Here is a 25,748-nt window from a genome sequence, read left to right on the forward strand (position 1 = left end):
TCCCGGCGACGGTGGCCCGCCCGGCCGGACGGAATCCGGCCCGCGCTCGCCAGCTGAGGGGGCGAGCGCGGGCCGGGCTCCACCCGCCGGGTCGCGCGCGGCGGCACCGGCCGGGCCGGCGTTCGCGATGTGCCGGGACACACCCGTGCGTCGCCGGTCGGTCCCGGGCGGGACCGCCTCGCGGGGCCGGCCCGGGCGAAGCGATTGCGGTGGGGGCAGCCCGAGGTCGTACCGGAGAATGGGGTTGTCAGTAACCGATGCGGAAGGTCGCGTCCTGCTTGTCGGCGCCGGCCGAACTCGACGTGATCGGGTCGATGCGCAGGACGTAGTTGCTGTGGCGCAGGTAGCGGTCCGGGTAATTGTGCGACCGGAAGGACGTCCAGGTGGCATCGGCGAGACCGGCCACCTTGTGGAAGGTGGCATCGGCGGCGAAGGTGCCGGTGCCGTCGTTGGCGGCGAGGACCATGGCGTAGTTGTAGTGGCGCAGGTAGCGGTCCGGATAATTGACCGAGCGGAACGAGACGCCGGACGCGTCGGCCAGGCCGGGCACCAGAGTCCAGAGCTGATCCTGGTACGGGTCGAACGGGTAGGCGTCGATGCGGCCCACATTGTCGGCGTGCCTGATGTAGCGGTCCGGGAAGTTGTACGACTTGACCCGGTTCCAGGTCGGCGTGCCCCATGTCGCGGTGAGGTTCGACAGTTCGGTGGCGCTGATCGGGACGATGCCGCAGTGCTTGGCATTGAGCGGCTGGGTGTACGCCCGGTCGTTGAGCAGCGTCCACGAACCGCCCGCGACGTCGGTGGTCTGCCAGCAGAAGAACCGGCCGTTCGGGCTCCACGTGTCGCCCCACATGTGCCAGGTGTTCGACGTGTTCGACTTGCTGATCTGCGGGGCTTCGACACCGCGGCCGGGCGTGATCGCGCCGGTGTAGACGCCGAACGAGCCGGCGTTCAGCGAGGAGGATCTCGTGCCCAGCAGCGTGCTGTTGGTGTTGTTCTTGTAGTACATGTAGTTCACGCCGCCGACCGTCACGAACGAGCCGTCGATGGCGTCGTATCCGGGATCGTAGAAGACCGCCGGCGACCCGGCGGTCACGAAGTCGCCGGTGTAATTGACCATCAGGACGTTGTGGCCGGTGCTGTTCACCGCGGAGTAGACGATGGCGTACTGGCCGCGGGACGCGTCCCAGAACGCTTCCGGCGCCCAGGCGTGGGTGGCCATCGAGTGCACCTTGAGCAGCCGGTAATTGGTGAAGGTGCGCAGGTCGGCGGAATCCCAGACGTGCAGGTACTGGCTCTGGTACGACCAGTCGGTGCCGTTCAGGTCGGTGGCCAGGACGACGAAGGTGCCATCCTGTTTGCGCAGCAGGAACGGGTCGCGTAGGCCTTTGCTGCCGAGCGTGGGGGTGGCCACGGCGTTGTTCTGGTTGAGCGGCGTCCAGTGCAGACCGTCGCCGCTGACCGCCAGGTGCAGGCCGTAATTGGCGGCGGTCATCGACGGGGACTCGGTGAAGTACGCCATGGCGTAACCGGAGTAGGTGGCGGCGCGGGCGCCGGCGGGCAGCAGCAGGGCGCCGGCGGCGGTGCCACCGACGGCGGCGAGCAGATCGCGTCGCTTCATGAATGCTCCTTCGAGGCTGTTAGCGCTAACAATTGCGCGCACACGGGGAGGTGCCGGAGTGAAGGCATGCCGGGGGCGACCTGGGGGATGGAGGCGCCCGGTGTTCGAAGTTTCTGAATGATTGCGCTCAGCTGACAACCCTGTCAAGAACAACGCCGCCCGGCTCGATCCCCCGCCTGGAGGGCCCGGAAGCGGCAACGGACGTTGACGTGGCGGCGCGGACCGTTCACTCTGTAATGCAGAGTTTTCTGCATTGCAGAGGAGAAGGATGAGTACCGACGCCCCCGACGCCGCCGCCGTACTGGCGGAGATGAACGCGCTCAGATCCAGGAGCCGGCGACTGGCCCACGGCGGCCTCTGGCTCCCGTCCCTCGTGCTGGCGGCGTTGCCCCTGCTGAGCATCGCGCTCTACCGGGACCCGTTCTCGTCGATCTCCGATACCGGCGGCGTCATCGAGTACCCCTATTGGGCCGGGCTGCCGGAGCGGCAACGTGCCGGCCTGGGTTCCTACCTCTTCTGGCTGGTGGCCGCGCCGCTGGCGGTCGGTCTCGTCGCGCAGTGGTACCGCCACCGTGAACGCCGGCATGGGGTCCGCGTGCACTGGCGCGTCCCGGTGGCCGCCGGGGTGGCCGGGCTGCTCTGCCTGCTGGCGCTGTTCGCCGCACCGACCGGACGGCACGGACTCGGCTCGGCCCCTTACGCACTGTCGTGGTGGCAGGGCCTGCTCACCCCGCTGCTCATCGTCGCCGCCGTGACGGTCGCCCTGGGTGTCGTCGAGCGCAGCACCGGCATCATCGTCTCCGGCGCCTGGATGGCGGCCCTGGCCTGGCAGTTCTGCGCGACCGGACGCGTCGGAGGGCTTCTCGGCTGGCAGTCGTGGGCGCTGGGTGGCGGCTCCGGACCCGCGCTGGGTGGCCAGCTGACACTCCTCGGCCTGGACCGTCCCGCGCCCGCCCTGCTGCTGATCAGCCTGCCGCTGGCCGTGGTCGGCGCCTACCACGCCGGACGCGCCCGGAAAGCCGGCTGAGATGGACGAGACACCGCCACACCCGGCAGTCGGGCTCGACGACGTCACCCACCAACGCGTACGCCTGGGCGTGCTCGTCATGCTCGCCGAGATCCCCGAGTGCGCCTTCGCCACCTTGCGGACCGAACTCCGGCTCACCGACGGCAACCTCAACCGTCACGTGCAGGTGCTCGTCGATGCCGGTCTGGTCACCCTGACCAAAGGGTACGAGGGCAACCGGCCCCGGACCTGGGTCAAACTCACCCGTGAGGGTCGCCGCGCACTCCGCGCCGAACTCTCCGCGCTGGAGCAACTCACCGCCCGCCTCAAAGCGGCCGATCTCGACGATCACCCGTCCTGACTCCGCACGCCGGGTTCGCTGCCGCGGGGCGCCGGGGGACGGCGCCCCGCGGGGCATCCCGGGTCAGTTGCGGCCGACCGCCGCCGGCAGCTCGAGCACCGCGAGGTCCTCGTGCGCCGCCGCCCCGGCCGGCGCCGGATGGGCTCGATGGTCGTCCGGGCGGTACGTCGTTCGCCCCAGGGGGTTGCCCTGGCCGGTACCCCCGGGGTCCCGGGGTGCCATCGGCTCGATGTCGGCGAAGGTGTAGCACGCCTCGTCGTCGGTGGCGTCCGGGAGCGGGTCGATGCTCAGCCGGGCGGGCCGGCCGGCCGCGTCGGTCTCGAACCCGATCACGGCGTCCGGCCCGGCCGTGTCGACCTCGGCGAGCAGCTCCGCGATCGCCGGGAAGTGCGTGACGCCCGGGTCGACCTCAGCGCCGACCGGCTCGCCGGTGGCCACCTGGCCGTCGACGGTGATCCGGAACCTGCCGATCAACGCACGCTCGCCGCAGTTCGAGGTGAGGACGTAGGTGTAGGCGCCGGGCAGGTTCGCGGCGGCCGCGTGGACGGCGTCACGGGTGGCTGTCGCCGTACCGGAAAGGGTGTTGCCGCACGCGGAGAGCGTGAGCGCGGCGATCGCGGTGAGCAGAGCGGTCCGGCGCTGTGGGGAATCGGCCATGCGCTGTCCGACGCGCCGTGAGCGGCAGCGGTTCCGCCCGATGTGCCGGTCATGCGGCATGCCGGGGAGACGGGCGGATGACCGTTTTCGGAAATGCCTCGCTTTCCGGGGCAGGAACAAGATCAAATCGGGCGAATACCGTGAAGAACGTCACTATGGGACATCGAAAACTTGGCTGACCGACCCGGGGTGTGGTTACCGTCGATCGTCCCGCGATGGCGGGCACTGTGGACGGACCGCCGAATCCTGCCGCCGATCCACAGACGCGATGAGACGGCAGGAGCGGGGGACCCACCGTTTCCGGCGCTGACGACAGCGCCTCGGGGTGAAGCCGCGTGTGATGCGGCCGGGCCGATCTGCCCGAACCCGACAGCTCACCTCGCAGGCGTGGAGGATCATCCATGTCTCGGATCGGTAGACGAACGCGCCTTGCTGCCCTCAGCCTGGTGGCCGCCGGCGTGACCGGAGCGGGCGTACTGCTCGCCCCGGCCTCCCCGGCGATGGCATCCAGCGTCAACTGGGACGTGGTCGCCAAGTGCGAATCGGGCGGCCGCTGGCACATCAACACCGGTAACGGGTATTACGGCGGCTTGCAGTTCAGCCGCAGCACGTGGAAGGCCAACGGCGGGGGCAGGTACGCCTCGACCGCGGACAAGGCCAGCAAGGCCGAACAAATCAAGATCGCCGACCGGCTGTACGCGAAGCGCGGGCTGAGCCCGTGGCCGGTGTGCGGCAAGAAGTCCGGCGTCCACCACAAGGCGACGTCGCACGGCTCGAAGGCGAAGAAGAAGGCCACGTCGTCGGGCCGGACCTACGTGGTCAAGTCCGGTGACACGCTCGCCAAGATCGCCCGGAAGTACCACGTCAAGGGCGGCTGGCGGACGCTGTACCAGCTCAACAAGGGCAAGCTGAAGAGCCCGAGCCGGATCCACCCGGGGCAGCGGATCCGGCTCTGACGATCGATGTCGTCAGGCGACGGCGGTCAGGCGGGGCGGAAAAGCACCGCCTGACCGCCCGGACCACCTGCCCACGCGGTGATTCGCGTCCTTGCTGACCACATCCGCAGCACTGCGGATGTGAGGATGTCCGGCGGAACGCGGGTCGGGCAACGGGGGAACAGATGCGGTGGGATGGTGCGGCCGGGCTGGCCGGGGGCGTGATCCTGCTGCTGGCGGGGTGCGGCGCGGTGTCCGCCTCGCCCCCGGCAACCGTTGCCGGCTCGGTTCCGGCATCCCCCTCGGCCGGCGCCGCGGCGGAGGGCTGGGTCGCCACCTGGGGTGCCGCGATGACCGACGGCGGGCAGTCCTTCCACCGGCAGACCGTCCGGCAGATCGTGCACACCAGCGTCGCCGGCGACGGGGCACGGCTGCGGCTCTCCCACGCGTTCGGCACCACGCCGCTGGTGATCGGCGGGGTGCACGTGGCGCGGCGGGCCACCGGGAGCGGGATTGAGCGGGCGACCGACACCGCGGTGACGTTCGGCGGGAAGGCCACCGTGACCATCCCGGCGGGCGGCTCGGTGACCAGCGACCGGGTGGACTTCGCGGTGCCGGCGGACGCGGATCTGGCGGTCAGCGTCTACCTGCCGGCGACCACCGGCGAGACGACCCGGCATCCGCTCGCCACCCAGCACACCTACATCGGTACGGGCGATCAGCTCACCGCCACCACCGTGTCCGGCGCCACGACGTCGAGCAGCTACTTCTTCCTGACCGGCCTCGACGTGTTCGACAGCGGGGCCGACGGGACGATCGTGGCGTTCGGGGCGTCGATCACCGACGGGCTGGGCTCGACGGTCGGGGCCGCCCGCCGGTGGCCGGACCTGCTCGCCGACCGGCTGCGGGCGGACGGCCGGACGATCGGCGTGGTCAACACCGGGATCAGCGGCAACCGGCTGACCGCCGACGGCCGGGACGGGCGGGGCGAGAGCGCGGCGCACCGCTTCGACCAGGACGTGCTCCAGCGCACCGGGGTCCGCTGGGTGATCATCTCGGACGATCCGCTGAACGACCTCGGCAGCACACACCCGCCGGCCACCGACGAGCTCATCGGCGCCTATCGGCAACTGATCGATCGCGGTCACGCGGCCGGGATCAAGGTGATCTGCTCGACGCTGACGCCGTTCCACGGGGCCGCATACTGGTCGAGTGCCGGGGAGCGGGGCCGGACCGCGGTGAACGCCTTCGTCCGGGGCGCCGGGAGCGGCTGTGACGCGGTGCTCGACCAGGACACCGCGACGCACGATCCGGCGGCACCCACCCGGTACCTGCCGGCGAACGACTCCGGCGACCACCTGCACCCTGGCGACAAGGGCATGCAGGTGATCGCCGAAGCTGTCGACCTCGACTGGCTGGACTGAGCCAAACAGTCCCACTCAGGAAGCTCGACCTGCGGGAATACGCTTTCCGAAGGAAACTCCACGGTAGCGATCCGGGTACGTCGATGCCGATCGGCCGGCACCAGCCCCGAAGGGCAGCGGGGTATCGGGTTGAACCGGAACCGTCACACGCCGGTACTCCTCGATGTCTTCCATCCGTCCGCTCGAGCGACGAAGCAGGTGCACCATGACGTACCCGGACCCGACCGGCTACCCGTCCCCGGCTGACCAGAACGGCTGGCCGGCGCCGAGACCCCGCTCCGCCCCGCCGGAGGAGTACTCCGCGTCCCATCCGGCGCAGCCGCCGGGCCCCTTCCCGCCCACGCCCCAGCAGTATTCGGGTGGCTCCTATCCGCAGCCCGGCTCGGCTCCCTATCCGCAGTCCGGCGCCGCTCCCTATCCGCAGCCGGCAGCTGCTTCTCACCCGCAGCCCGGCGCCGCTCCCCACCCGCAGCCCTTCGCCGCTCCCCACCCGCAGCCCGGCGCCGCTCCCCACCCGCAGCCCTTCGCCGCTTTCGACCAGCAGCAGCTCGGCTCGCCATGGCAGTCCGACAACCCCCCGGCGAGCCAGTACCCGCAGCAGTTCAGCGGGGCGGCGGCTGACCAGTACCCGCAGCGATACAGCACTCCCCCAGCCACCCAGTACCCGCACCAGTACAGCGCGCCTCCTGCCGACCACTACCCGCAGCAGACCAGCACTCCCCCGGCCAACCTCTACCAGCAGGGCGCCCATCCGGCCGCGCCCGGCCCGTATGGGCAGCAGCCGGGCCCCTCACCCGCGCCGTATCACCAATGGACCGCCGAAGGCGACAGATCCGACCCGGTGCAACAGCAGATCAAGCGGGCCGAGGCCGCCGCCCAGGGCAAGCGCGACATCACCGTCGGCGCCATCTGGCTCGGCGCGGGCATCTTCATCACGCTCGCCACGATGGCCTCGGGCGCCGCGGTCTACGTGGTGGCGTGGGGCCCGATGCTCTACGGGCTCTACCGCGTGATCAAAGGCATCCTCGCGGTCCGCCGGACCCATTGACCCCGATTTTCTACGATCTGGCCCTCCTCCAACCGCACCAGCCCGCTCCCGTGGCTAAGCGCACGGTGATCCCGGCGCGAGACCGCGAGGCCGCGCCGGGCTGAGCTGGCCGGGCCCACCGGCCCGGTCCGACGGGAATCGGCTGAATGGCTGGTCACGGGCTTGCCGGGGTGGGAAATACTCGCCGGGTGATGAAGATCCACTCGACCGGCGGCACGGTGACCTATCGGCTCCGCCGCTCGGGAATGGTGCTCCGGATGCTGACGATCGCGCCGTTGGTGCTTCTCGTCGGGTCGGGCCTCGCCTTCGCGCTGCTCTCATATCTGGGAAAGTCCGCGCATTTCGGGCGAGCCATGGCAGACATCGCTCCTTTTCTGGCGCTTTCGCTGGCCGGCGCCACGGGTTCGACGGTGATCGGCCGGGCGGGGCGGCGGCTCGCCCGGGTACGGGTGTCCGACTCCGGGATCGAGTTCGCCAGGACCCGGCACGCCGCGCTGTTCGTGCCCTGGGCAGCGGTGCGTTCGGTGCGCCGGCGGTATGCGGGTCCGCTGACCGAACTGGTGATCACGCCGGACTCGGTCGACTCGGTGATCGTGACCCAGCGCGGCGCACCGGTGCAGCGAGCGATTCGGCGGGCGGGGGCCCCGGCGTTCGTGGTGGACATCGGCATGATCCGCCCCGGAGCCGCGGCACTGCTCGCGGACATCAGTGGTCGCTTGACCCCAGAAGCCGGCGGGTGACCGTCGCGGCGACGGGCGGCTGGCTGCGGCTTGACTGATGTGGCATGTGGGGTGGGGACGGAGAAGCGACGCGGGCCCGCGGGACACATGAGCCGTGAGCGGGGATTCAGCCCGGCGGTCGCCGGGCGGTCTTGAGGTGAGGCGGCCTCGCGTGTAGGCACGGGACGGGATTGTTGCGGTTGGGTCGGGGGTAGCCGTACAAAATCGGGTTGGTCAGGGAGAATCGCCTACCGTTGGCGAAAAGCGGGATCGGCCGGAAGAATCCCGGACCGGGAGTTCCTAGCGGTCCGGTGACCAGAAACCGGCCGGCGTGAGCGGCGAGAAGGGTCAGCGGGCGTCAGATGAGTGTCAGCAGTAACGAGTCCACGCGCCTCGCTGTCTTGATTGACGCGGACAATGCGCAGCCGGCCATTGTCGAAGGGCTGCTCGCCGAGGTGGCGAAATACGGGACCGCGCATGTGAAACGGGCCTATGGCGACTGGACCGGGATGAATCTGCGCGGGTGGAAGGAACACCTGCTGGCCTACAGCATTCAGCCGATTCAGCAGTTCGCCTACACCACCGGGAAGAACGCCACCGACGCGGCGATGGTCATCGACGCGATGGACCTGTTGTACTCCGGTCGGCTGGACGGGTTCTGCATCGTGTCCAGCGACAGCGACTTCACCCGGCTGGCGGCTCGGATCCGGGAGTCCGGGCTGATCGTCTACGGTTTCGGGGAGCGGAAGACGCCGAAACCGTTCGTGGCGGCCTGCGACAAGTTCATCTATACCGAGAACCTGACCGCGCCGCACAGCGCCGCGGAACCGGCCGATTCACCGGCCACGCCGCGGCCCGCCGTGGGGACGGCGCCGCTGCGGTCGGACAGTGCGCTGGTCAACAAGCTGCGAAATGCCGTCGAGGCGGCCTCGGACGATGACGGCTGGGCGGCTCTCGCGGCCGTCGGGCACATCCTGACCAAGCAGAGTCCCGATTTCGACGCGCGGAACTGGGGTTATACGAAACTGAGCGACCTGCTCACGGCTACCGGGCTGTTCGAGTCGGAGCGCCGGCCGACGGAGAAGAGCAAGACGTCGGTCATCTATGTGCGCGATCGGCGGCGGCGGAAAACTGCCGAGCCGGCCTGACCGCTACCGCGGCGATGCCAGGCCGGGGCGGGTCGGCGGCGGGATGGTCCGATGAGGATCGGCGGCGGCACGCGACGACCAGCCCGTGGCGGCCCAGAACCGAGGCCGGTGACGGATCGAGACCGAGGCCCGTGACGGATCAAGTCCGAGGTGGCAGATCGGGGCCGGGGATCGACAGCTTCAGCTCAGGGCCGGCTGTTCGAGGTCGAGCTGGAGGTGGCCGGGCAGGCGGTAGCCGTGGGCGTCCAGGTGGCAGGTCGCGCGGACCCGGGTGGTCTGGCCGGTCGGCAGGGTGACCAGCGAGCCCGGTGGGACGTCGGTGTCCGGTGGGCAGAAGACGACGGTCCGGGCGGGGTTGACCACGCAGGGGCCGATCACTGTGGGTTCGGCGTAGTGGTTGCCGTACCGCGGCGTGACCCGCACCGTGGTCGGTGCCGGCGTGTGCAGCAGCGCGAATTCCAGCCAGGTCATTCTCTGATCATTGCCCGGTTCGGCAAGGAACAAGCATCCGGCCCGGCTGGCGGCGAAGCCGGCGAGAGACGAGCATCCGGCCCGGCTGACGACCAAGGACGACCAAGCCGTCGAGGACAAGCATCCGGCCGGCTGCACACGAAGACGGCGAGGACCAAGTGTCAGGCGCGGCTGACGACGAAGTCGGCGAGGGCCTTGGCGTTGCCCGGATCGATCCACTCGAAGGTGCCGCGCAGCTGATCCGAACGCTGATCGATGGTGGCCACCGCGGCGGTCAGCTCGCCCCACGGCATGGTGACGTGCAACAGCGTCCGCAGGATCGCGGTCGGCAGGTGCGGGCTGTCGCCGGCAGCCGTCGCCCGCAGCAGCAGCCCGCTGGTGGAGATGTCCTGCACCTCGCCGGAGAGGGCGACCAGCCGCTGGCTCGGGCCGGTGTCGACCTGCGCGGTGCCGGTCGCCGGATAGGCGCCGGGCCGCCGGGGCGAGTCCCGCCGCTGGACCACCCCGGTCGGGGAGTCGCCGAGCACGGTGATCAGGCCGCCGCGCAGTTCCGCCTCGACCCAGGCGACGCCGGCGTTGCTGGTCAGCTCCAGGATGCCGTAACGGCGGACGCCGGGGCCCGGGTCGTCGAGGCTGAGCACCGGTATCGGCGGCAGGTTGGCGATGAACGGGGCCTTCGCGTCGGCGAGGCAGATCAGCGGGACCGTCTGCATGTCCGGGCAGCGCAGGGTGAGGGTGCTTCCGGCGGACACCGTGATCATCGTTGCCTCCTCCGACGTTCCCCTCTGACGTTCTCACGAGGGCGGGCCGGGCCGGGGCGGTTCCGCGCGGATCCCGGCCGCCGGGGCGGTTCCGCGCGGATCGCGGCCCGCCGAGGCGGCTCCGCGGATCGCGGCCCGCCGGGGCGATTCCGCCGGGATCGCGGGCCGCCGGGGCTCAGGAGTGCTTGACGGTCAGGCTGTAGAACTTGACCTTCGCGCCGTTCGAGGTGCTGTCCGAGGAGGACTGGTTGTAGGAGCCGGCCTTGAAGTACTGCCGGTACGGGTTGAACGACGACGGGATCGCGTAGCTGGTCCTGGTGCCGTTCACGGTCAGGTTGACGGTGTTGCCGGTGACGTTGATGACGTAGGTCCACTTGACGCCGAGCGCCACGTTGCCGACCTTGTGCAGCGTCTGGCCACCGTCGGGCGAGTTCTCGGTGCCGAGGTGGATGTCCCCGTTCGGCCGGTAGTAGAGCTCCAGCAGCGGCTTGGTCGACGAACCGCCGGAGCCCAGGTGCACCTGCCCGACGCAGACGTTCTTGGTGACCGACGGGATCCGCAGCTGGGCACTGAGCGTGTGGTTGCCGGCCAGGGTCCAGTCCGCGGCGCTGCCGTTGGCGTTCATCTCGCGCAGCTCGGAGCGGGCGTAGTGGGAGTTCGGCGTGGTGACGCCCTTCTCCGGTGCCCAGAAGGTCATCGACCCGTCGTTGGAGTCGGTCCAGAAGTAGGCCGGATTGCTGTACCCGTTCGCGCCCTTGAGCCGCGCGGGCTGAATGGTGTCCGGTTTGCCGGGCGACCCGGTGGGCAGTTGGAGCTGCCAGACGGACAGGTCGAAGTTGCCGCCCGGCGGCAGGGCCGGGTCGAGGGTGGCCGCGGAGGCGGTGGTGATGCCCGCGACGCCGAGCCCGCCGACGACGACCGAGACGGCGAGGGCCAGCAGAGTGCGCTTGCGCATGGGAGAGACCTCGATGCGATAGGGGATCGGCCTTGCCTGAGGGGGAATTGGCAAGATGGTTGCCAATAAAGCAGGCGGTCGATGTCCGGGTCAATCGATCGGTCCCGGTTACACCCTTAAAAAACCTTAAATCGATTTCCGGTACGCCCATCGCACCCGCCCGGGGCTGGGCGGTGGGTCGGGGCGATGGGTCGGGTGGAGCGGCGGGTCAGGGGTGGAGCAGCAGGTCAGCACCGAGCCGCAGGTCGCGGAGCGGCGGGTCAGGGTGGAGCGGCAGGTCAAGGCGGAGAGGCGGGCCCGGGTGCAACGGCGGGCCGGGCCGAGCGGCGATCGGCGGGCCCGGGCCGAGCGGCGATCGATCGCTGCTCGGCCCAGGCGGTGGCCGGTCAGCTCGGGTCGGGCGGGACCAGCAGCGGCCGCGGGTGTCCGGCCGGCCGGACGGCGCGGGACGGGCCGGGGCGGAACGGGCGGGTGACGGGCAGGCGACCGGCGACCAGGCCGGCCGGGATGGCCATCAGGACCGCGATCATGTCGGTGTCGGCGCCGTTGACCGGTGGGTTGCCGGCCAGGGCGGTGAGGATGCCGGCGATCGGCAGGGCGATGGACGCGTAGAGCAGCGGCACCAGCACCGCCGGGACGACGAGCGCGGCCAGTGCCGTCCACACCGGGTACCGCAGCCAGTCCCGCCAGTGCCGCGGGCGCGGACCGGCGAGCACCACGACAGCGAACAGCAGCAGGCCGAGGAGCAGCAGGATGCCCTGGAACCGGGCGTCGTCCGGCCGCGGATGGCGCAGCCGGATCAGCCACGGCCCGGCCCCCGCGAGGGCACCGAAGACCAGGGCCAGGACCCCGCGGAGCCGGCTCACCGCACCGGCCGCGCGGGTCGCGGCGGCGACCGCGACCACGGCCAGCAGCGAACCGGCAGCGGCGCTGCCCAGGTTGAGCGCCCGCTCCACGTCGGTCGGCGACTCGGTCTCGGTGGCCAGCGCGGACATCACGGCGGCGACCAGCGCCACGGTCACCAGGAACCGATGCCGGAGCACGACCGGAACCGTTCCGGCGGCGGCGCAGGCCACCAGCGCGCCCACGACGGCGGCGGCCGCGAGCAGGACGGTGCCCGAGGCCGGGTCGATCCGGTCGAGCTGGATGTCGACCACCAGCCAGAGCAGGCCGCCGAGCAGCACGCCGCGGGTGGCCCGCCGGTCGCCGCGCACGTAGACCAGCAGCACCATGATGACCGCGAAGAGCGCACCCCAGCGCAGCTCACGGGCCCAGTAGGTGTTGTTCTCCCCGGTCGCGTCCGGGTCGTGGGCGGGCTCGCTGAGCGGCTGCATCACCGTCACGCCCACCGCCCACAGCGCCGAGCCGGCGGCGGCCAGGCCGGCGAGCAGGACACGTTCCACCGTCAGCCGCCACCAGGGCGACTGGACGGCGACCTGGTCCACGGCGACCGGCTCGGGCTCCGGCTCGACCGGCACCGTCGGGGTCGCCCACCGGCGGACCGTGGCGCGGGCGAACACCACGGCGCACACCGACCAGGGCAGCAGGAAGCTGACCGTGTCGACCACACTCGCCAGCACGTAGATTTCCTCGTCCGCCAGGGTGCCGCCGAGGAAGAGCGCGCCGAGCGGCAGGCCGGAGGCGAGCGGGACGCCCACCGCGGCCAGCGCCCAGGCCCGGGTGGGCCGTCCGGCGCTGAGTGCCCGCACCGTCGCCGCCACCAACGGGATCATCAGGATCGCCCAGCATCCGGCGGCCAGCAGGCAGTTCAGGAAGATGCCCTCGGTGTGCACCACCAGGAAGAACGAGTGCAGCACGGCGAGCGGGAGCACCACCGTGGCGGCGACGCCCAGGCTGCCGGCCGGGCCGGGGTCCGGTGCCCCGCGCCGGCCGATCCACCGGCCGGCCAGCACGGCGTACCCGGTCATCAGCACCGCGATCGCGATGTCCACCAGCGCCCCGGTGAGCAGCCAGGAGTTCTCGCTGTCGCCGAAGTCGGGGAGCACGCCGCCCAGCATCGACCTGACGACCATGGCGAGGCCCATCCCGAACGCGCCGGCCAGCGCCACCCGGGACGCCGAGCGCAGCGCGGCGCCGGCCCGCAGCCACTCCCAGCCGCCGCGCGGCGCGCCCTGCTCGTCGAAGGTCAGCGGCGTGACGGCCAGGCTGAGCGCGAAGGCGAGGCGCCGCCAGGCGGTGCCGGGCTGCCCCTCCAGCGCGGCGAGCTCGGCGGCCCACTCGCGGGCCAGGTCGTCGCGGAAGTCGGCGGGCCAGCGCCGGGCCGCCGCGCGCAGGCAGGCGGCGATCAGCCGGTTCAGGAAACCCATGTCGGCCTCGCCTTCACCGCGGAGCCGGCCGTCGCGTGCCGCCGGCGGTACGCCGTGAGCTCGGTGCGAGCCGTGGTGGCGGCGTCCGGGGCGAGCCGGTACCACCGGCGGGCCGGCCGGCCGGCCAGCGACGGGTCGATCTCCTCCCAGTGCGACTCGAGCCAGCCGGCCCGCTGCAGTCGCATCAGGATCGGGTAGACCGTGCCGCTGGGGCAGCCGGTCGCCTGCATGATGTCGAGGCCGTAACGCTCGGCGGCGGGGTCGTCCAGGAACGCCTGGAGAACCCCGGCCAGAGCGGCCGTCATACGTAGGGGTGACGCCATGCCGGCTTACGCTACATAGCCCTCGCTACTTTTTCTACATAGGGGTCGATCAGCTTTCCAGCGTGTGCCGCACCATGGCGACGAGGGCGTCCACGTCGCGCTCCGCCATCGGCTCGCCGGTCATGCCCAGCCGGTGCAGCAGGGTGCCGACGACCACGTCGATGAGGAACAGGACGCGGTGCTCCGGCTCGCCCAGCGCCTCCTGCAGGGCCAGCCGGTACGGGTCCTGGAACCGGGTGGCCAGGACCTCGCGCAGGGCCGGGTCGTTGACCGCGTCGGTGAAGACACCGGCGAAGGCCGCGCCGATCCCGGGCTCGCCGATCCGGGCGGCGATCCACCGGATCCCGCCGGCCAGGATCTCGCCGCGGGTGGCGCCGGCCAGCGGCACCGGACCGAAGGCGTCCAGCAGGCAGGCGACGACCAGCTCGCCCTTGGACGGCCAGCGGCGGTAGATCGTCGTCTTGGCGACGCCGGCCAGCGCGGCGACGCGGTCGACGGTGGCCCGGGTGTAGCCGAGCTCGTGGACCGCGCGCAGCGTCGCGGCGAAGACTGTCGCGTCGACGCCGGAGCGGGGGCGGCCGGGCGAGCGGGCGGGTTCGGCGGTGGCGGGCATGGCGGCACTCTATCAATTACGCTACCTTGAGTATCGATACCTCTAGTAGCGTAATGGGGAGGGCAGATGCGGGACACGATCGAGGCGCCGCTGGTGGTGCGGTTGCTGCAGCGGGTCCGCACGGAGCCGGACTGGGCGGCCATCTCGGCCGGCGAGCTGGCCGCCATCCAGGCGGCGGAGAACCGGCGGCGGGCATCCCGGCTGATGCGGCTGATCACCGGGTGGCCGGAGCCGGGAGTGACGATCGGATGGGAACGGGTGGCGCTGTCCGGGCGGGACGTGCCGGTCCGGGTCTACCGGCCGCAGCCGGCGACGGGCGAGCTGCCGTTGGTGCTGCACGTGCACGGCGGCGGCTTCGTGGGCACCGCGGCACAGAGCGACTGGATCAACAGCGCGCTCGCGGCCCGGCTGCCCGCCGTCGTGGTGTCGGTGGAGCATCGCCTGGTGTCGCCGGAGGTCCCGCTGCTCGCCGGCGTCGACGACGCCTGGGAGGTGCTGCGCGAGGTGTTCCGGCACGCGGCGCGATGGGGCATCGATCCGGGGCGGGTCGCCCTGTTCGGGGAGAGCGCCGGCGCGGCGATCACCGGGACCGTCGCGCTCCGGGCGCGCGACGCCGGGCTGGCACTGCGCGCGCAGGTCCTGGTCAACCCGTGCACCGACCTGACCGCGACGGCGTTCGACTATCCGTCCATGCGGGAGCACGCGGACAGCCCGACGCTCACCGTCGGGCAGATGCGGTTCTTCCGGCGGATGGCGGTGCCGGACGGGACCGACCCGCGGGCGGTGTCGCCGTTGCACGCGTGGGACGCGGCCCGGCTGGCCCCGGCGCTCGTGGTGGTGCCGACAGTGGACCCGGTGGCGGATCAGGGGCGGGCGTACGCGCAGCGGCTGCGGATCGCCGGCACGCCGGTGCGGCTCACCGAGCATCCCGGGGCCACGCACGCGTTCGTCAGCATGCCGGGCGTGGTGCCACAGGCTCGGGCCGCCCGCGCGGAGATCGTCGGTTTCCTGCGGGAGCGGCTCGGAAGCTGACGAGTCGGGGAGCGGACCCGGCGTACCGGAATCGGGGTTGCTCCTGAGGTTTGCGGGGCAACCGGGAAACATGACGAAAGAGGGCTCCGCTCAGACATTGATGATTCTGGGTGCTTCCGGGGACTTGACGGCGCGGCTGCTGCTGCCCGGGCTCGGAGCGTTGCTCGCGGCCGGTGACGCGCCGCCGGTGACGCTGGTCGGGGCCGGCATGGACGAGTGGGACGCCGGGCGCTGGCAGGACCGGGTGCGGAAGGCGTTCGGGGAGCACGCGGACGCCGGGCAGGCGGCGCCGACCCTGGCCGGGACGCGGTACGCGCGGGCCGACGTGACCAGCGCCGACGACCTGCGCCGCCTGCTCGACGGTGCGGACGGCGCGGTGTCGATCTTCTTCGCGCTGCCGCCGGCGGTGACCGTGAAGGCGTGCGAGGCGCTGCTCGAGGTGGGGTTGCCGGAGGGCACCCGGCTGGTGCTAGAGAAGCCGTTCGGGACCAGCGCGTCGTCGGCCGCGTCGCTGAACCGGCTGCTCAACCGGCTCGCGCCGGAGGAACGGATCCACCGGGTCGACCACTTCCTCGGCAAGTCCACCGTGCTGAACATCCTCGGACTCCGGTTCGCCAATCGGATCTTCGAACCGCTGCTCGGCTCGGAGCACGTCGAGTCGGTCGACATCGTCTTCGACGAGCAGCTGGCGCTGGAGGGGCGGGCCGGCTACTACGACAAGGCCGGCGCGCTGGCCGACATGATCCAGAGTCACCTGCTGCAGATCCTGGCGCTGCTGACCATGGAGGCGCCGCTGTCACTGGACCCGGCGGTGTTCCGGGACGCGACGGCGGAGGCGCTGCGGGCCACCCGGCTGTGGGGCGGCGACGCGAAGACGTCGAGCCTGCGGGCGCGGTACGCGGGGTATGCCGGCGAGCCGGGGGTGGATCCGGCGCGGGAGACCGAGACCCTCGCGGAGATCGTGCTGGCGGTGGACAACTGGCGGTGGGCCGGGGTGCCGTTCCGGCTGCGATCGGGCAAGGCGCTGGGGACCGGGCGCAAGGAGGCGGTGGTCACGTTCAAGCACCCGCCGCGGATCCCGAGCGGGTTCCGGGGACCCGACCAGCCGGACCGGTTGCGGATCAGTTTCGGACCCGACCGGCTGGCGCTGGACTTCGACATCAACGGGCCGGGTGACCCGTTCGTGCTGGACCCGGTGACGCTGGAGGCCGAGTTCGGCCCGGGTGGCCTGCCGCCGTACGGCGAGGTGCTGCGCGGGGTGTTCGAGGACGATCCGCTGCTGTCGGTGCGCGGCGACACCGCCGAGCAGTGCTGGCGCATCGTCGAGCCGGTCACCTCGGCGTGGCGGGCCGGGCAGGTGCCGCTGCTGGAGTACGAGGCGGGCGGCTCCGGGCCGGAGGAGTCGCTGCTTTCACCCACCCGTACGGCTGGGTGATCGTTGCGTGGTCGCCGGTCCGGCGGGAACGCTGGGTCGGGTGGCTGACTGGATGCTGGTCCCGTGCCTGGTGGCGTTGCGCGCCGAGTTCGACGTGCTGGCGCCGGGCCGGGACCGCGCCTCGGACGGGGCGCTCGGTGACCGCGCGCACGCCCGGACGAGTTCGGACCACAACCCGGACGAGACCGGGGCGACGCCGTACGAGGACGCCGACCACCTCGACGAGGTGCACGCCATCGACGTGGACGACGACCTGCGTACGTCCGGCTGGAGCATGAACCGGGCGCTGCGGATCATCATCGAGCGCCACCGCGCCGGGCACGACGACCGCCTGCAGAACGTCATCTACGACCGGCGCATCTGGTCACGCAGCTGGGGCTGGACGGCCCGGGCGTACCGGGGGGCCAGCTCGCACACCGAGCACGCGCACTTCTCCGCCCGATACACGACCGCGCAGGAGCGGGACACCCGCGCCTGGGGACTGCTGGAGGACGACATGACCGAGGCCGACGTGATGGCCGCCGTCTACAAGGCACTGGAGTCGGAGCGCGGGCAGCGGGCGCTGGGCGCGGGCGCGTGGAACCACGTGGAGGTGGACCCGTCCAGTGGCCGCCGGGACTTCCGGATGGGCGGCTGGGCCCGCAACGACCTGGCCCGCGCCAACCAGCGGATGGACATCCTGACGGCCCGCCTCGACGCGATCCTGGCGGTGCTCGGCCAGCGGCCGGCCGAGGAGATCGCCGCGACCCTGCGCCGGACCCTGGGCGACCGGGCGGCCGAGGTCGGCCGGCTGCTGGTCTAGCCGGTCGCCCTCGACACCCGCGGTTGGCGCGGTCCGGGAGAATGGCGCGGTGATCACACCCGCCGCCGCGCCCCGCCGCCGTGAGCCCGCCGTCCTGCTGACCGTGGGCCTGATCGCCCTGGCGGTCTCCGCGATCGGCGCCAAGTCGCTGGGCACCTGGTTCCTGGAGGTGTTCGCGGCCATCGTCGCGGCGGTGATCCTGGTCGTCACCTATCGCCGGTTCCCGCTCAGCCCGCTGGCCTACCGGCTGATCCTGGCCCACGCGCTGGTCCTGATGATCGGCGGCCACTGGACCTACGCCGAGGTGCCGGCCGGCGACTGGGTGCGCGACGCGCTCGGGCTGACCCGCAACCCGTACGACCGTCTCGGCCACTTCGTCCAGGGGTTCGTGCCGGCCATCGTGGCCCGGGAGGTCCTGCTGCGCCGCACCCCGCTGCGGCCCGGCCGCTGGCTCACCGCGCTGGTGCTCTGCGTGGTGATGGCGGTCAGCGCCACGTGGGAGCTGTTCGAGTGGCTGTCCGCCGTGGTCGGCGGCTCCTCGGCCGACGACTTCCTGGGCACCCAGGGCGACGTCTGGGACACCCAGTGGGACATGTTCATGGCCGGCGTCGGGGCGAGCGTCAGCCTGTTGCTGCTCAGCCGTCCGCACGACCGTCAACTCCGGGACCGGTTCCCGGCACCCACGCCGGCCGTCCAGGTCTGACCGGCCCCGCGCGAGCGACTCGCACGGTCACGAGCGCGGCCGTTCGCTTGCCGGTTGCGGCGGCGCGAGTGCTCACGACGCGCTCGCGCCGCCGTGACCCGGTCAGCGTCGCGGGTACGGGTCCGCCCAGGTGGACCGGTCCGCCGCGTCGAGGCGCTCGACCTGCTCCGGGGTGAGTTCCAGGGCCACCCCGTCGAAGGCGCTGTCGAGCTGGTGCACCTTGCTGCCGCCCAGCATCGGGCGGATGTCGTGGCTGAGCAGCCAGGCCAGCACCACCTGGCCGCGGGACGCGCCGAGCTCGGTGGCGACCTCGTCCAGCACCTTCAGCCGGGCGGTGTTGCCGGGGTGGTCGTACACCTCCGGGATGGGCTTGGCCGGGTTGTCGTAGGCGCCGGACAGCAGCGGCGTGTACGCCCACAGGTCCATCCCGTGCTCCGCGGCGTAGTCCGCCTGCTCGTCGCTGAGCACCCCGAACCGGTGCACCACCCCGGGCGGCAGCGTGCCGGGCCGGGCCCGCAGATACGTGGCGTTGAGCTGCATCGCGTCGAACGGTCGCGCCCCGATCGCACGGGCGTGTGCCCGCCCGCGCTCGACCCGCCACGCCGGGTGGTTGGAGACCCCGAACCGGTCGGCGGCCAGCCCGGCGAGCGCGCCGACAGTGTCCTCGATGGGCGTCGAACGGTCCTCCTGGTGCAGCCAGAGCAGGTCGACCCGATCGACGCCGAGCCGTCGCAGGCTGCCGGCGAACGCGGTGCGCACCGCGTCCGGGGACAGGCCCTGGCGACCGTCCGGCCATGAACCCGGCTGGAGCGGTTCGGCTCCCAGCTTCGTGGCGATCCGGACCCGGTCGCGGACGCCGGGACGGGCCGCGAGCCACCGGCCGAGGACCCGCTCGCTGGCGCCACCGAGCCCGGTGTCGCTGGCCCAGAAGGAATAGCAGTCGGCGGTGTCGATCCACTCACCACCGCGTTCGACGAAGCGGTCGAGCAACGCGAACGACGTCTGCTCGTCGACGGTGGTACCGAACATCATCGCGCCGAGCACGAGTCGGCTGTGCGTCTTGTCGATCATGTCTTGACCCTGGCACCTGGAGCGCGCTCCAGGTCAAGGGCGAACCGGGGATCAGGGCAGCGGCCCGGCCGGAAGGTCGCGGCGGATCACCTTACCGGTCGGGTTACGCGGCAGCTCGTCGATGAACACCACGTCGCGCGGCACCTTGTACCGGGCCAGCAGCGCCTTCACATAGTCCCGGATCTCCTGCGGGTCACGGGCGGCGTCGGCGGTCGGCACGACGAAGGCGCGCAGCCGCGTACCGAAGTCCGGGTCGTCCACGCCGATCACCGCGGCCTCGACCACGTCGTCCCGTTCGGCCAGCAGGTTCTCCACCTCCAGCGGGTAGACGTTCTCCCCACCGGAGATGATCATGTCGTCGGCCCGGCCGTCGATGTGCAGCAGCCCGTGCTCGTCGAAGTGGCCGCGGTCCCCGGTGGACATGAAGCCGTCGATGATCTGCTTGTGCTGCCCGTCGGTGTAGCCCTCGAACGGGATGCCGGTACGGACGAAGACCCGGCCGGTCGTGTGCGGCCGGTCGATCCGCTCGTCCCGGTCGTCGTAGACGGCGACGTGCACGGTGACCGGCGGCCTGCCGACCGTGCCGGGCGCCCGGCGGGACTCGGCCGGCTGGGCGACCGAGGCGACGGCGACCTCGGTGGAGCCGTACACGTTGTAGACGACCTCGCCGAACTGGTCCTGGAACCGGTTGGTGAGCTCGGGGGCGAGCGGCGAGCCGGCCACGAAGACGGTACGCAACGCCGAGGTGTCGTACTTGCCGATGACGTCCGGGCCGAGTGACAGGATCCGGGTGAGCATCGTCGGCACGGCGACCAGCATCTGCGCCCGGTGCTCGGCGAGGGCCCGCAGGATGCCCTCCGGGTCGAAGCGGCGCAGCAGCACGGCGTGGTCGGCGAGCGACATGCCTACCGTCCAGGCGCCGAATCCGGTGCTGTGGAACAGCGGGGAGGCGACCACGATGGTGCCCTGCCGCGGGAACGGAATCCGGTCCGCGATCAGCGCGCTGGCCAGCGGGGAGACCTTGGTGCGCGGGGCGCCCTTGGGCAGCCCGGTGGTGCCGCTGGTCAGGATGATGAACCCGGCCGGGCGGTCCGGCAGCGGCAGCGGGGTGATCGGCCGTCCGGCGCTCAGCATGTCGATGGTCTTGTCGGCGGCGCCCTCGTCGGCCCAGGTCAGGTAGCGCGGGACGGTGTCCGGCAGGGCGTCGATCAGGGTGGCGAACTCGCTGTCGTAGAACACCGCGCGCACCTTCTCGCGGGCCACCACCTCGGCGAACTGCTGCGGAGCGAGGCCGGTGTTCATCAGCGCGAGGCGCAGCCCGGCGCGGGCCGCGGCGCTGATCGTCAGCACCAGGCCGCGATGGTCCCGGGCCAGCACTCCAATCACCGATCCGCCGGGCAGGCCGAGATCGGTGAAGCTGTGCGCCAGCGCGTTGGACTGCTCGTCGAGCTGCCGGTAGTCGAGTGTGCCGCGCTCATCCGTAAGGGCCGGCGCGTGTGGATGCTCGATGGCCGCCTTCATGATCAGAGCGGCCTGCGGGCCGAGCCGGGCGTTGCGGATCGCGGAGCCGGCCAGGCGGTCCGGCCGGAGCAGGTTGACGATGCCGATCTGGTGCATCCGCAGCACCGCGTGCAGGTTCTCAAGAGCGCTCACGATCAGCCTTCCGTAGGTCGGAACTCGCGGAGCCGAGGACCTGGGCGGCGATCTCGGACAGGTGCTCGAAGGCCTCCGCCGTCGACCAGTCGGACTGCTCGTCGACGATGCGTCTGGCGGCGAGGACGGCGGGCTGCGGGTGGCCGGCGATCGAGGCCGCCAGATCACGAGCCGTTTCGTACGCCTTCCCGACCGGCGTCACGCGATTGATCAGCCCGAGGTCGTGCAGCCGCCGGGCCGGCATCGGCTCCCCGGTCAGCGCCAGCTCCAGCGCCGTGGCCCGGGGCAGGCCGCGCGCCAGCCGCAACACACCGCCGGCCGCCGCGACCAGGCCGCGCTCGATCTCGGGGAGGCCGAACAGCGCGTCCTCGGCGGCGACGATCAGGTCGGCGGCCAGCGCGAGTTCGAACCCGCCGGCCAGGGCCGCACCCTCGACCGCCGCGATCAGCGGTTTGCCCGGCCGCCTGCCGGCGAGCCCGAGCAGCCCGCACCCCTCGGTGACCGGGAACTCGCCACGGGCGGCCGCTTTCCGGTCCCTCCCGGCGCAGAAGATCGGGCCGTTGCCGGTGAGCACGGCGACCCGGGCGTCCGGGTCGGCCTCGAAGTCGTCGACGGCCCGTTCCAGGGCGCGGGCGGTGGCCAGGTCGATGGCGTTGCGGACGGCGGGCCGGTTGAGCCGGATCACGGTGACCGGGCCGTGCCACTCGACCAGCACCGGCGGCTCCCCGGGCGGCGGCAGCGGCACCGGGGGGTGATCGAACGGATCCCCGTCGAGGGGCTCGGTGGCCCGCACCACCCGGGTGCCATCGCCGAGGATCTCGGTGACGATCCCGGCCTCCGGCGTGCCGTCGCGGCGATACGTGACGGTGTAGGCCTCCAGCACGCCCGGCTCCTCGGCGCTCGCCACGGCTCTTCGCGTCGGACGGCGCAGCCGCACGTCCGCGTCGATGTCCCGGAACGGCGAGACCGGCGGGTCGGTGGAGAGCACCGTGGCGGCGTGCTTGGTCAGGTACCAGCCGACCGCGGTGGCCAGGCCGTAGCCGCCCGGCTCGTGGCGCAGCCGGTGGTGCAGGTTGGCCAGCGAGTGACCGGCGTAGTTGTTGCCCGGGCCGCCGGCGAAGGTGAGGCCGCCGGTGACGGTCAGCGGCCGCCGCGGATCGTCGATCGGCAGGCCGAGCTCGGCGGCGGCGATCTGCACCGCGGCGGGGAAGCAGGCGTACAGGTCGAGGTACCCGATGTCGTCGATGGTGAGCCCGGAGTGGCCGAGCACGGCCCGGCCGACCGCGCGCAGGGCGGGCGAGGCGGTCAGGTCGGCGCGTTCGGTCACGTACCACTCGTCGGTGGCGTGCGCCCCGGCATGCGGGAAGACCCAGTTCTGCTGCGGGATCCCGGCCTCCCGGGCCGCCTCGGCGGTGCACAGGATCAGGCCGCTGGCCAGGTTCACCTGCAGGTTCGCGGTGAGCAGCTTGGTGTAGGGCGCGCAGACCCAGCGGTTGCCGGCGTCGGCGGTGGCGAGTTCGGCGGGGGTCCGGGACTCCCGCAGCCAGGCGTACGGGTTCCCGGCGGCCGTCTCGGACAGCCGGGACCACAGCTCGGTGATCTTCTTCCGGTGCTCGGCCACGCCGAGCCCGTCGCGGCGCCGCAGCGCGGACTCGATCAGGGCGTACACGTGCAGCGGGGCGACCAGGCCGGCGGCGGTCTCGGCGGCGCTGTTCGGCTCGCGGTCGGTGCCGAGCACCCGGGTGGGCGCCGTACCCTCGGGTTGGCGCGGCCAGTTCAGCGGCGTGCCGGCGCGTTCCGCGGCCGCCGCCGTCGCGGCCGCCTCGGCGCCGGCCAGCAGCGCGATCCGGGTCTCGCCCCGGGCGATCGAGGCGGCGACGTCGTTGAACAGCCGGAGCGGGCCGTCCCCGCCGAAGAGGCCGGTCTGCACGGTCCGCGCCGGGCGGGCCCCGAGACGTTCGGCGAGCAGCGCGGCGCCGTCCGGGTACTGCCAGGAGACGCTGGCCACCCAGCCGACGGTGTCGGCGGCCGTCAGCAGGCCGCTGACCTCGCGGGTGTCGCCAGCGGCGTCGCGCAGCGCGTGGCCGGCGAGGCCGACCGGGTCGCCCGAGCCGGGATCGGTGGACCGCCCGCGATGCTGCCCGGCGCCGACGATCACCGGGGTCGACGGGTCGATCCGCCGCCCGGTCCGGCGATGGACGATCTTCCCGGTGGCGGCCCGGCGCATCGGTGCGGCCGCCGGCAGATCCGCTCGCGTCAGCCGCCGCAACGAGGTCCGCAACGCGTCGGTGAGGCTCCGCGCCACCATCGGCCCGAGCGGCCCGTCCGTCGGCCCGCCCTGCACCCCGCCGTCGAGCTGGACCCGCGTGCCGGTGCCGTCCGGCGCGAGCGACAGGTAGAGCCCCACCTCGATCCCCATCGGCCCGGTCCCGTCCAGCCAGACGCTGCGCGACGAGAGCCCCCGGACCGTCCAGCGCACCTCGACCGGCGTACCCATCAGCTTGACCCGCTGCGCGAACCGGCCGCCCTCGGTCAGCGTGTCCGGCGGGGTGCCCGGCCACCCGGTGTGCATGACCAGCCAGTCGGCCATCCGGGCCGGGGTGGCGAGATAGGCGAGCACCCGCTCGGGCGGTGCCGGCAGCACGGCGGACAGGGTCCAGGGCCGGTTCAGCCGGCGCGGCGGCTGCACGGCGGGCGGTGCTGCGGGTACGGCTCGGCGACCGAAACGCATCGACATCCCCCAAACAGTCTCGCGTGACGGTAAGCCAGTGACCTGGGTCACGACAAGACAGCGAACGGCCAGGAAAATCGACAGTGGACCAGATTAACCGTCAGGTCGTACGGTAAGTGCCGTGAGGCGCACGCAAGCCCAGCGCAGCGCGGCCACCCGGGCCCGGATCCTCGACGCCACCTGTCAGTCGATGGTCGAGCGGGGTTACGCCGAGACCACCACCGCCGAGGTGCTGGCCCGCGCCGACGTGCCGCGCGGCACCCTGCTGCACCACTTCCCCACCAAGGTCGACCTGCTGGTCGCCGCGGTGCGGCACGTCGCCAGGCGACGGCTGGCGACGCTGGTCGCCGAGCTGTCCGCGCTGCCCGACGACGCCGACGAGCTGGACGCGTTCGTCGACGGGGTGTGGCATCACTTCTCCGCCCCGCTGTTCTGGGCCGCCCTGGAGTTGTGGAACGCGGCCCGCACCGACGCCGAGCTGCGCACCGCGCTGATGCCGGTGGAGAAGGAGATCTTCGGGGTGCTGCACGAGCGGGCGAGCGCGCTGCTCGGTGACGACCCGCGGGTGCCGACAGTGGTGCAGATGACCTTCGAGGTGATGACCGGCCTGGCGATGACCGGCATCGTCAGCGGGGAGCTGGGCCACCGCGAGTTGTTGATCCGCCGGTGGAAGAGGGCGGCCGCGATCCTGCTCGGCCGGCGCGCCCCGGACACCCTCGTCGAACGCGCGAAGGGAACCTGAGGATGTACGAAGATCCGTTCGAGACCGCGGAACGCGCCACGTTACGGGAGGCGATGGCCGCCTTCGTACGCCGGGAGGTCCTGCCGTTCCTGGACGACTGGGAACGGGCCGGCGAGATCCCGCGCGAGCTGCACGCCGGCGCCGCGAAGGCGGGACTCTACGGCGTCGGCTTCCCGGAGGAGGTGGGCGGCGACGGCGGGGACACCGTCGACATGGTCACCGCCACCGAGGCGTTCCTGGAGGCCGGCGGCTCCTCCGGTTGCCACGCGGCGCTGTTCACCCACGGCATCGCGCTGCCCCACATGATCGCGTCCGGCGACCCGGAGCTGATCGATCGGTTCGTCCGCCCGGCGCTGGCCGGACGGAAGATCGGCTCGCTCGGCGTCACCGAGCCGGACACCGGCTCCGACGTCGGCGCGCTGCGGACCACGGCGGTCCGCGACGGCGACGACTACGTGGTCAACGGCGCCAAGATGTTCATCACCTCCGGCACCCGGGCCGACTTCGTGACCACCGCGGTGCGTACCGGCGGGCCGGGCTCGGCCGGGATCAGCATGCTGGTGATCGAGCGCGGCACGCCCGGCTTCACGGTGTCCCGCAAGCTCGACAAGATGGGCTGGCTCTGCTCCGACACCGCCGAGCTGTCGTTCGCCGACTGCCGGGTGCCGGCCGCCAACCTGATCGGCGCGCCGGACGGCGGGTTCCCGCTGATCGCCCAGGTCTTCGTGCCGGAGCGGATCATCGCGGCGGTGCACGCGTACTCGATAGCGCAGCGCTGCCTGGACCTGAGCCTGGAGCAGGTGCGGCGCCGGGAGACCTTCGGCCGGCCGCTGATCAGCCGGCAGGTGGTCCGGCACAAGCTGGTCGGGATGCGGCAGCGGATCGAGCTGGCCCGCACCTTCACCCGCCGGGTCGCGGCCCGGCACGCCGCCGGCGAATGGGTGGCCGGCGAGGCCTGCCTGGCCAAGAACGCCGCTGTCGAGACCGCCAAGCACGTCGTCGACGAGGCCGTCCAGCTGCACGGCGGCATGGGGTACCTGCGCGAGTCCGAGGTCGAGCGGCACTACCGCGACAGCCGCATCCTCGGGATCGGTGCCGGCGCCACCGAGGTGATGACCGACCTGGCCGCGAAGATCTTCCAATACGACCACTGACTGTTGCCTTTCCCGACCGCTAACGATAGACATTTGTGTCTGTCCGATAGGGATCG

24 protein-coding genes and 1 riboswitch are annotated in these 25,748 nt (G+C 72.1%); of the genes, 13 read left to right on the forward strand and 11 right to left on the reverse strand.

Annotated features, from left to right (window positions below):
* Nucleotides 1-247: 247 nt before the first annotated feature.
* Nucleotides 248-1,621, reverse strand: coding sequence for a glycoside hydrolase family 43 protein (locus Actob_RS31645; protein WP_284915515.1), 1,374 nt, complete (start codon nt 1,619-1,621; stop codon nt 248-250).
* 268 nt (nt 1,622-1,889) lie between these two features.
* On the opposite strand from Actob_RS31645, the gene Actob_RS31650 reads away from it, so the two are divergent.
* Entirely contained in the window at nt 1,890-2,648 is a 759-nt protein-coding gene (locus tag Actob_RS31650) for a hypothetical protein (RefSeq protein ID WP_284915516.1), read from the forward strand.
* A 1-nt stretch (nt 2,649) separates the two neighbouring features.
* Nucleotides 2,650-2,988 (forward strand): transcriptional regulator, encoded by a 339-nt coding sequence (locus Actob_RS31655; RefSeq protein WP_284915517.1) that lies wholly within the window; start codon nt 2,650-2,652, stop codon nt 2,986-2,988.
* 63 nt (nt 2,989-3,051) lie between these two features.
* Here Actob_RS31655 and Actob_RS31660 read toward each other — a convergent pair whose 3' ends face one another.
* Nucleotides 3,052-3,645 (reverse strand): hypothetical protein, encoded by a 594-nt coding sequence (locus Actob_RS31660; RefSeq protein ID WP_284915518.1) that lies wholly within the window; start codon nt 3,643-3,645, stop codon nt 3,052-3,054.
* A gap of 227 nt (nt 3,646-3,872) precedes the next feature.
* Nucleotides 3,873-4,048, forward strand: a riboswitch (cyclic di-AMP (ydaO/yuaA leader).
* Here Actob_RS31660 and Actob_RS31665 point away from each other — a divergent pair.
* The 5 genes from Actob_RS31665 to Actob_RS31685 all read left to right on the forward strand — a co-directional run bounded on the left by Actob_RS31665 (nt 4,047) and on the right by Actob_RS31685 (nt 8,919).
* Nucleotides 4,047-4,601 (forward strand): LysM peptidoglycan-binding domain-containing protein, encoded by a 555-nt coding sequence (locus tag Actob_RS31665; protein ID WP_284915519.1) that lies wholly within the window; start codon nt 4,047-4,049, stop codon nt 4,599-4,601. It overlaps the preceding riboswitch by 2 nt.
* Before the next feature lie 164 nt (nt 4,602-4,765).
* A complete protein-coding gene (locus Actob_RS31670; protein WP_284915520.1) occupies nt 4,766-6,004 on the forward strand; it encodes a GDSL-type esterase/lipase family protein in 1,239 nt (412 codons plus the stop codon).
* Nucleotides 6,005-6,209: 205 nt separating this feature from the next.
* Complete coding sequence (locus tag Actob_RS31675; protein WP_284915521.1) at nt 6,210-7,052, forward strand: chromosomal replication initiator protein DnaA; 843 nt, start codon at nt 6,210-6,212, stop codon at nt 7,050-7,052.
* A gap of 188 nt (nt 7,053-7,240) precedes the next feature.
* Nucleotides 7,241-7,792 carry a hypothetical protein gene (locus Actob_RS31680; RefSeq protein WP_284915522.1) on the forward strand — a complete coding sequence of 184 codons (552 nt, stop codon included), beginning with the start codon at nt 7,241-7,243 and terminating at the stop codon, nt 7,790-7,792.
* A 380-nt stretch (nt 7,793-8,172) separates the two neighbouring features.
* Complete coding sequence (locus tag Actob_RS31685) at nt 8,173-8,919, forward strand: NYN domain-containing protein (RefSeq protein WP_284915523.1); 747 nt, start codon at nt 8,173-8,175, stop codon at nt 8,917-8,919.
* 180 nt (nt 8,920-9,099) lie between these two features.
* Here the strand turns inward: Actob_RS31685 and Actob_RS31690 are convergent, their stop codons facing one another.
* From Actob_RS31690 to Actob_RS31715, 6 genes are all read right to left on the reverse strand, one after another.
* Nucleotides 9,100-9,390 carry a hypothetical protein gene (locus Actob_RS31690; protein ID WP_284915524.1) on the reverse strand — a complete coding sequence of 97 codons (291 nt, stop codon included), beginning with the start codon at nt 9,388-9,390 and terminating at the stop codon, nt 9,100-9,102.
* Nucleotides 9,391-9,551: 161 nt separating this feature from the next.
* Nucleotides 9,552-10,151, reverse strand: coding sequence for a PilZ domain-containing protein (locus tag Actob_RS31695; RefSeq protein WP_284915525.1), 600 nt, complete (start codon nt 10,149-10,151; stop codon nt 9,552-9,554).
* Nucleotides 10,152-10,326: 175 nt separating this feature from the next.
* Nucleotides 10,327-11,106: a polysaccharide lyase family 7 protein gene (locus Actob_RS31700; protein ID WP_284915526.1), complete on the reverse strand. Its 780-nt coding sequence runs from the start codon at nt 11,104-11,106 to the stop codon at nt 10,327-10,329.
* Between the two features lie 386 nt (nt 11,107-11,492).
* On the reverse strand, nt 11,493-13,433 hold the full coding sequence (locus Actob_RS31705) for a hypothetical protein (RefSeq protein WP_284915527.1): 1,941 nt from the start codon (nt 13,431-13,433) through the stop codon (nt 11,493-11,495).
* A complete protein-coding gene (locus tag Actob_RS31710; protein WP_284915528.1) occupies nt 13,421-13,756 on the reverse strand; it encodes a PadR family transcriptional regulator in 336 nt (111 codons plus the stop codon). The genes Actob_RS31705 and Actob_RS31710 overlap by 13 nt, the downstream gene beginning before the upstream one ends.
* Nucleotides 13,757-13,805: 49 nt before the next feature.
* Nucleotides 13,806-14,369, reverse strand: coding sequence for a TetR/AcrR family transcriptional regulator (locus Actob_RS31715; protein ID WP_284915529.1), 564 nt, complete (start codon nt 14,367-14,369; stop codon nt 13,806-13,808).
* Nucleotides 14,370-14,435: 66 nt separating this feature from the next.
* Between Actob_RS31715 and Actob_RS31720 the strand changes: the two genes are divergently transcribed.
* From Actob_RS31720 to Actob_RS31735, 4 genes are all read left to right on the forward strand, one after another.
* Nucleotides 14,436-15,401 (forward strand): alpha/beta hydrolase, encoded by a 966-nt coding sequence (locus Actob_RS31720; protein ID WP_284915530.1) that lies wholly within the window; start codon nt 14,436-14,438, stop codon nt 15,399-15,401.
* 70 nt (nt 15,402-15,471) lie between these two features.
* The gene (locus Actob_RS31725; protein WP_284915531.1) at nt 15,472-16,836 is read left to right on the forward strand and encodes a glucose-6-phosphate dehydrogenase; all 1,365 of its coding nucleotides are present in this window, start codon (nt 15,472-15,474) and stop codon (nt 16,834-16,836) included.
* 40 nt (nt 16,837-16,876) lie between these two features.
* Nucleotides 16,877-17,638: a hypothetical protein gene (locus tag Actob_RS31730; protein ID WP_284915532.1), complete on the forward strand. Its 762-nt coding sequence runs from the start codon at nt 16,877-16,879 to the stop codon at nt 17,636-17,638.
* Between the two features lie 49 nt (nt 17,639-17,687).
* The gene (locus tag Actob_RS31735) at nt 17,688-18,341 is read left to right on the forward strand and encodes a DUF2238 domain-containing protein (protein ID WP_284915533.1); all 654 of its coding nucleotides are present in this window, start codon (nt 17,688-17,690) and stop codon (nt 18,339-18,341) included.
* Nucleotides 18,342-18,443: 102 nt separating this feature from the next.
* Here Actob_RS31735 and Actob_RS31740 read toward each other — a convergent pair whose 3' ends face one another.
* The 3 genes from Actob_RS31740 to Actob_RS31750 are packed head-to-tail and all read right to left on the reverse strand — an operon-like array spanning nt 18,444 to nt 23,802.
* Nucleotides 18,444-19,412: an aldo/keto reductase gene (locus tag Actob_RS31740; RefSeq protein ID WP_284915534.1), complete on the reverse strand. Its 969-nt coding sequence runs from the start codon at nt 19,410-19,412 to the stop codon at nt 18,444-18,446.
* A 51-nt stretch (nt 19,413-19,463) separates the two neighbouring features.
* The gene (locus tag Actob_RS31745) at nt 19,464-21,065 is read right to left on the reverse strand and encodes an acyl-CoA synthetase (protein ID WP_284915535.1); all 1,602 of its coding nucleotides are present in this window, start codon (nt 21,063-21,065) and stop codon (nt 19,464-19,466) included.
* Nucleotides 21,052-23,802 (reverse strand): type II toxin-antitoxin system Rv0910 family toxin, encoded by a 2,751-nt coding sequence (locus Actob_RS31750; RefSeq protein WP_284915536.1) that lies wholly within the window; start codon nt 23,800-23,802, stop codon nt 21,052-21,054. The genes Actob_RS31745 and Actob_RS31750 overlap by 14 nt, the downstream gene beginning before the upstream one ends.
* A 115-nt stretch (nt 23,803-23,917) precedes the next feature.
* On the opposite strand from Actob_RS31750, the gene Actob_RS31755 reads away from it, so the two are divergent.
* Both Actob_RS31755 and Actob_RS31760 read left to right on the forward strand, forming a co-directional pair.
* Nucleotides 23,918-24,538: a TetR/AcrR family transcriptional regulator gene (locus Actob_RS31755; protein WP_284915537.1), complete on the forward strand. Its 621-nt coding sequence runs from the start codon at nt 23,918-23,920 to the stop codon at nt 24,536-24,538.
* Between the two features lie 2 nt (nt 24,539-24,540).
* Nucleotides 24,541-25,692: an acyl-CoA dehydrogenase family protein gene (locus Actob_RS31760; RefSeq protein ID WP_284915538.1), complete on the forward strand. Its 1,152-nt coding sequence runs from the start codon at nt 24,541-24,543 to the stop codon at nt 25,690-25,692.
* Nucleotides 25,693-25,748: the final 56 nt, after the last annotated feature.

The organism is Actinoplanes oblitus (genome assembly GCF_030252345.1).
In the GTDB taxonomy this organism is placed as follows: Bacteria; Actinomycetota; Actinomycetes; order Mycobacteriales; family Micromonosporaceae; genus Actinoplanes; species Actinoplanes oblitus.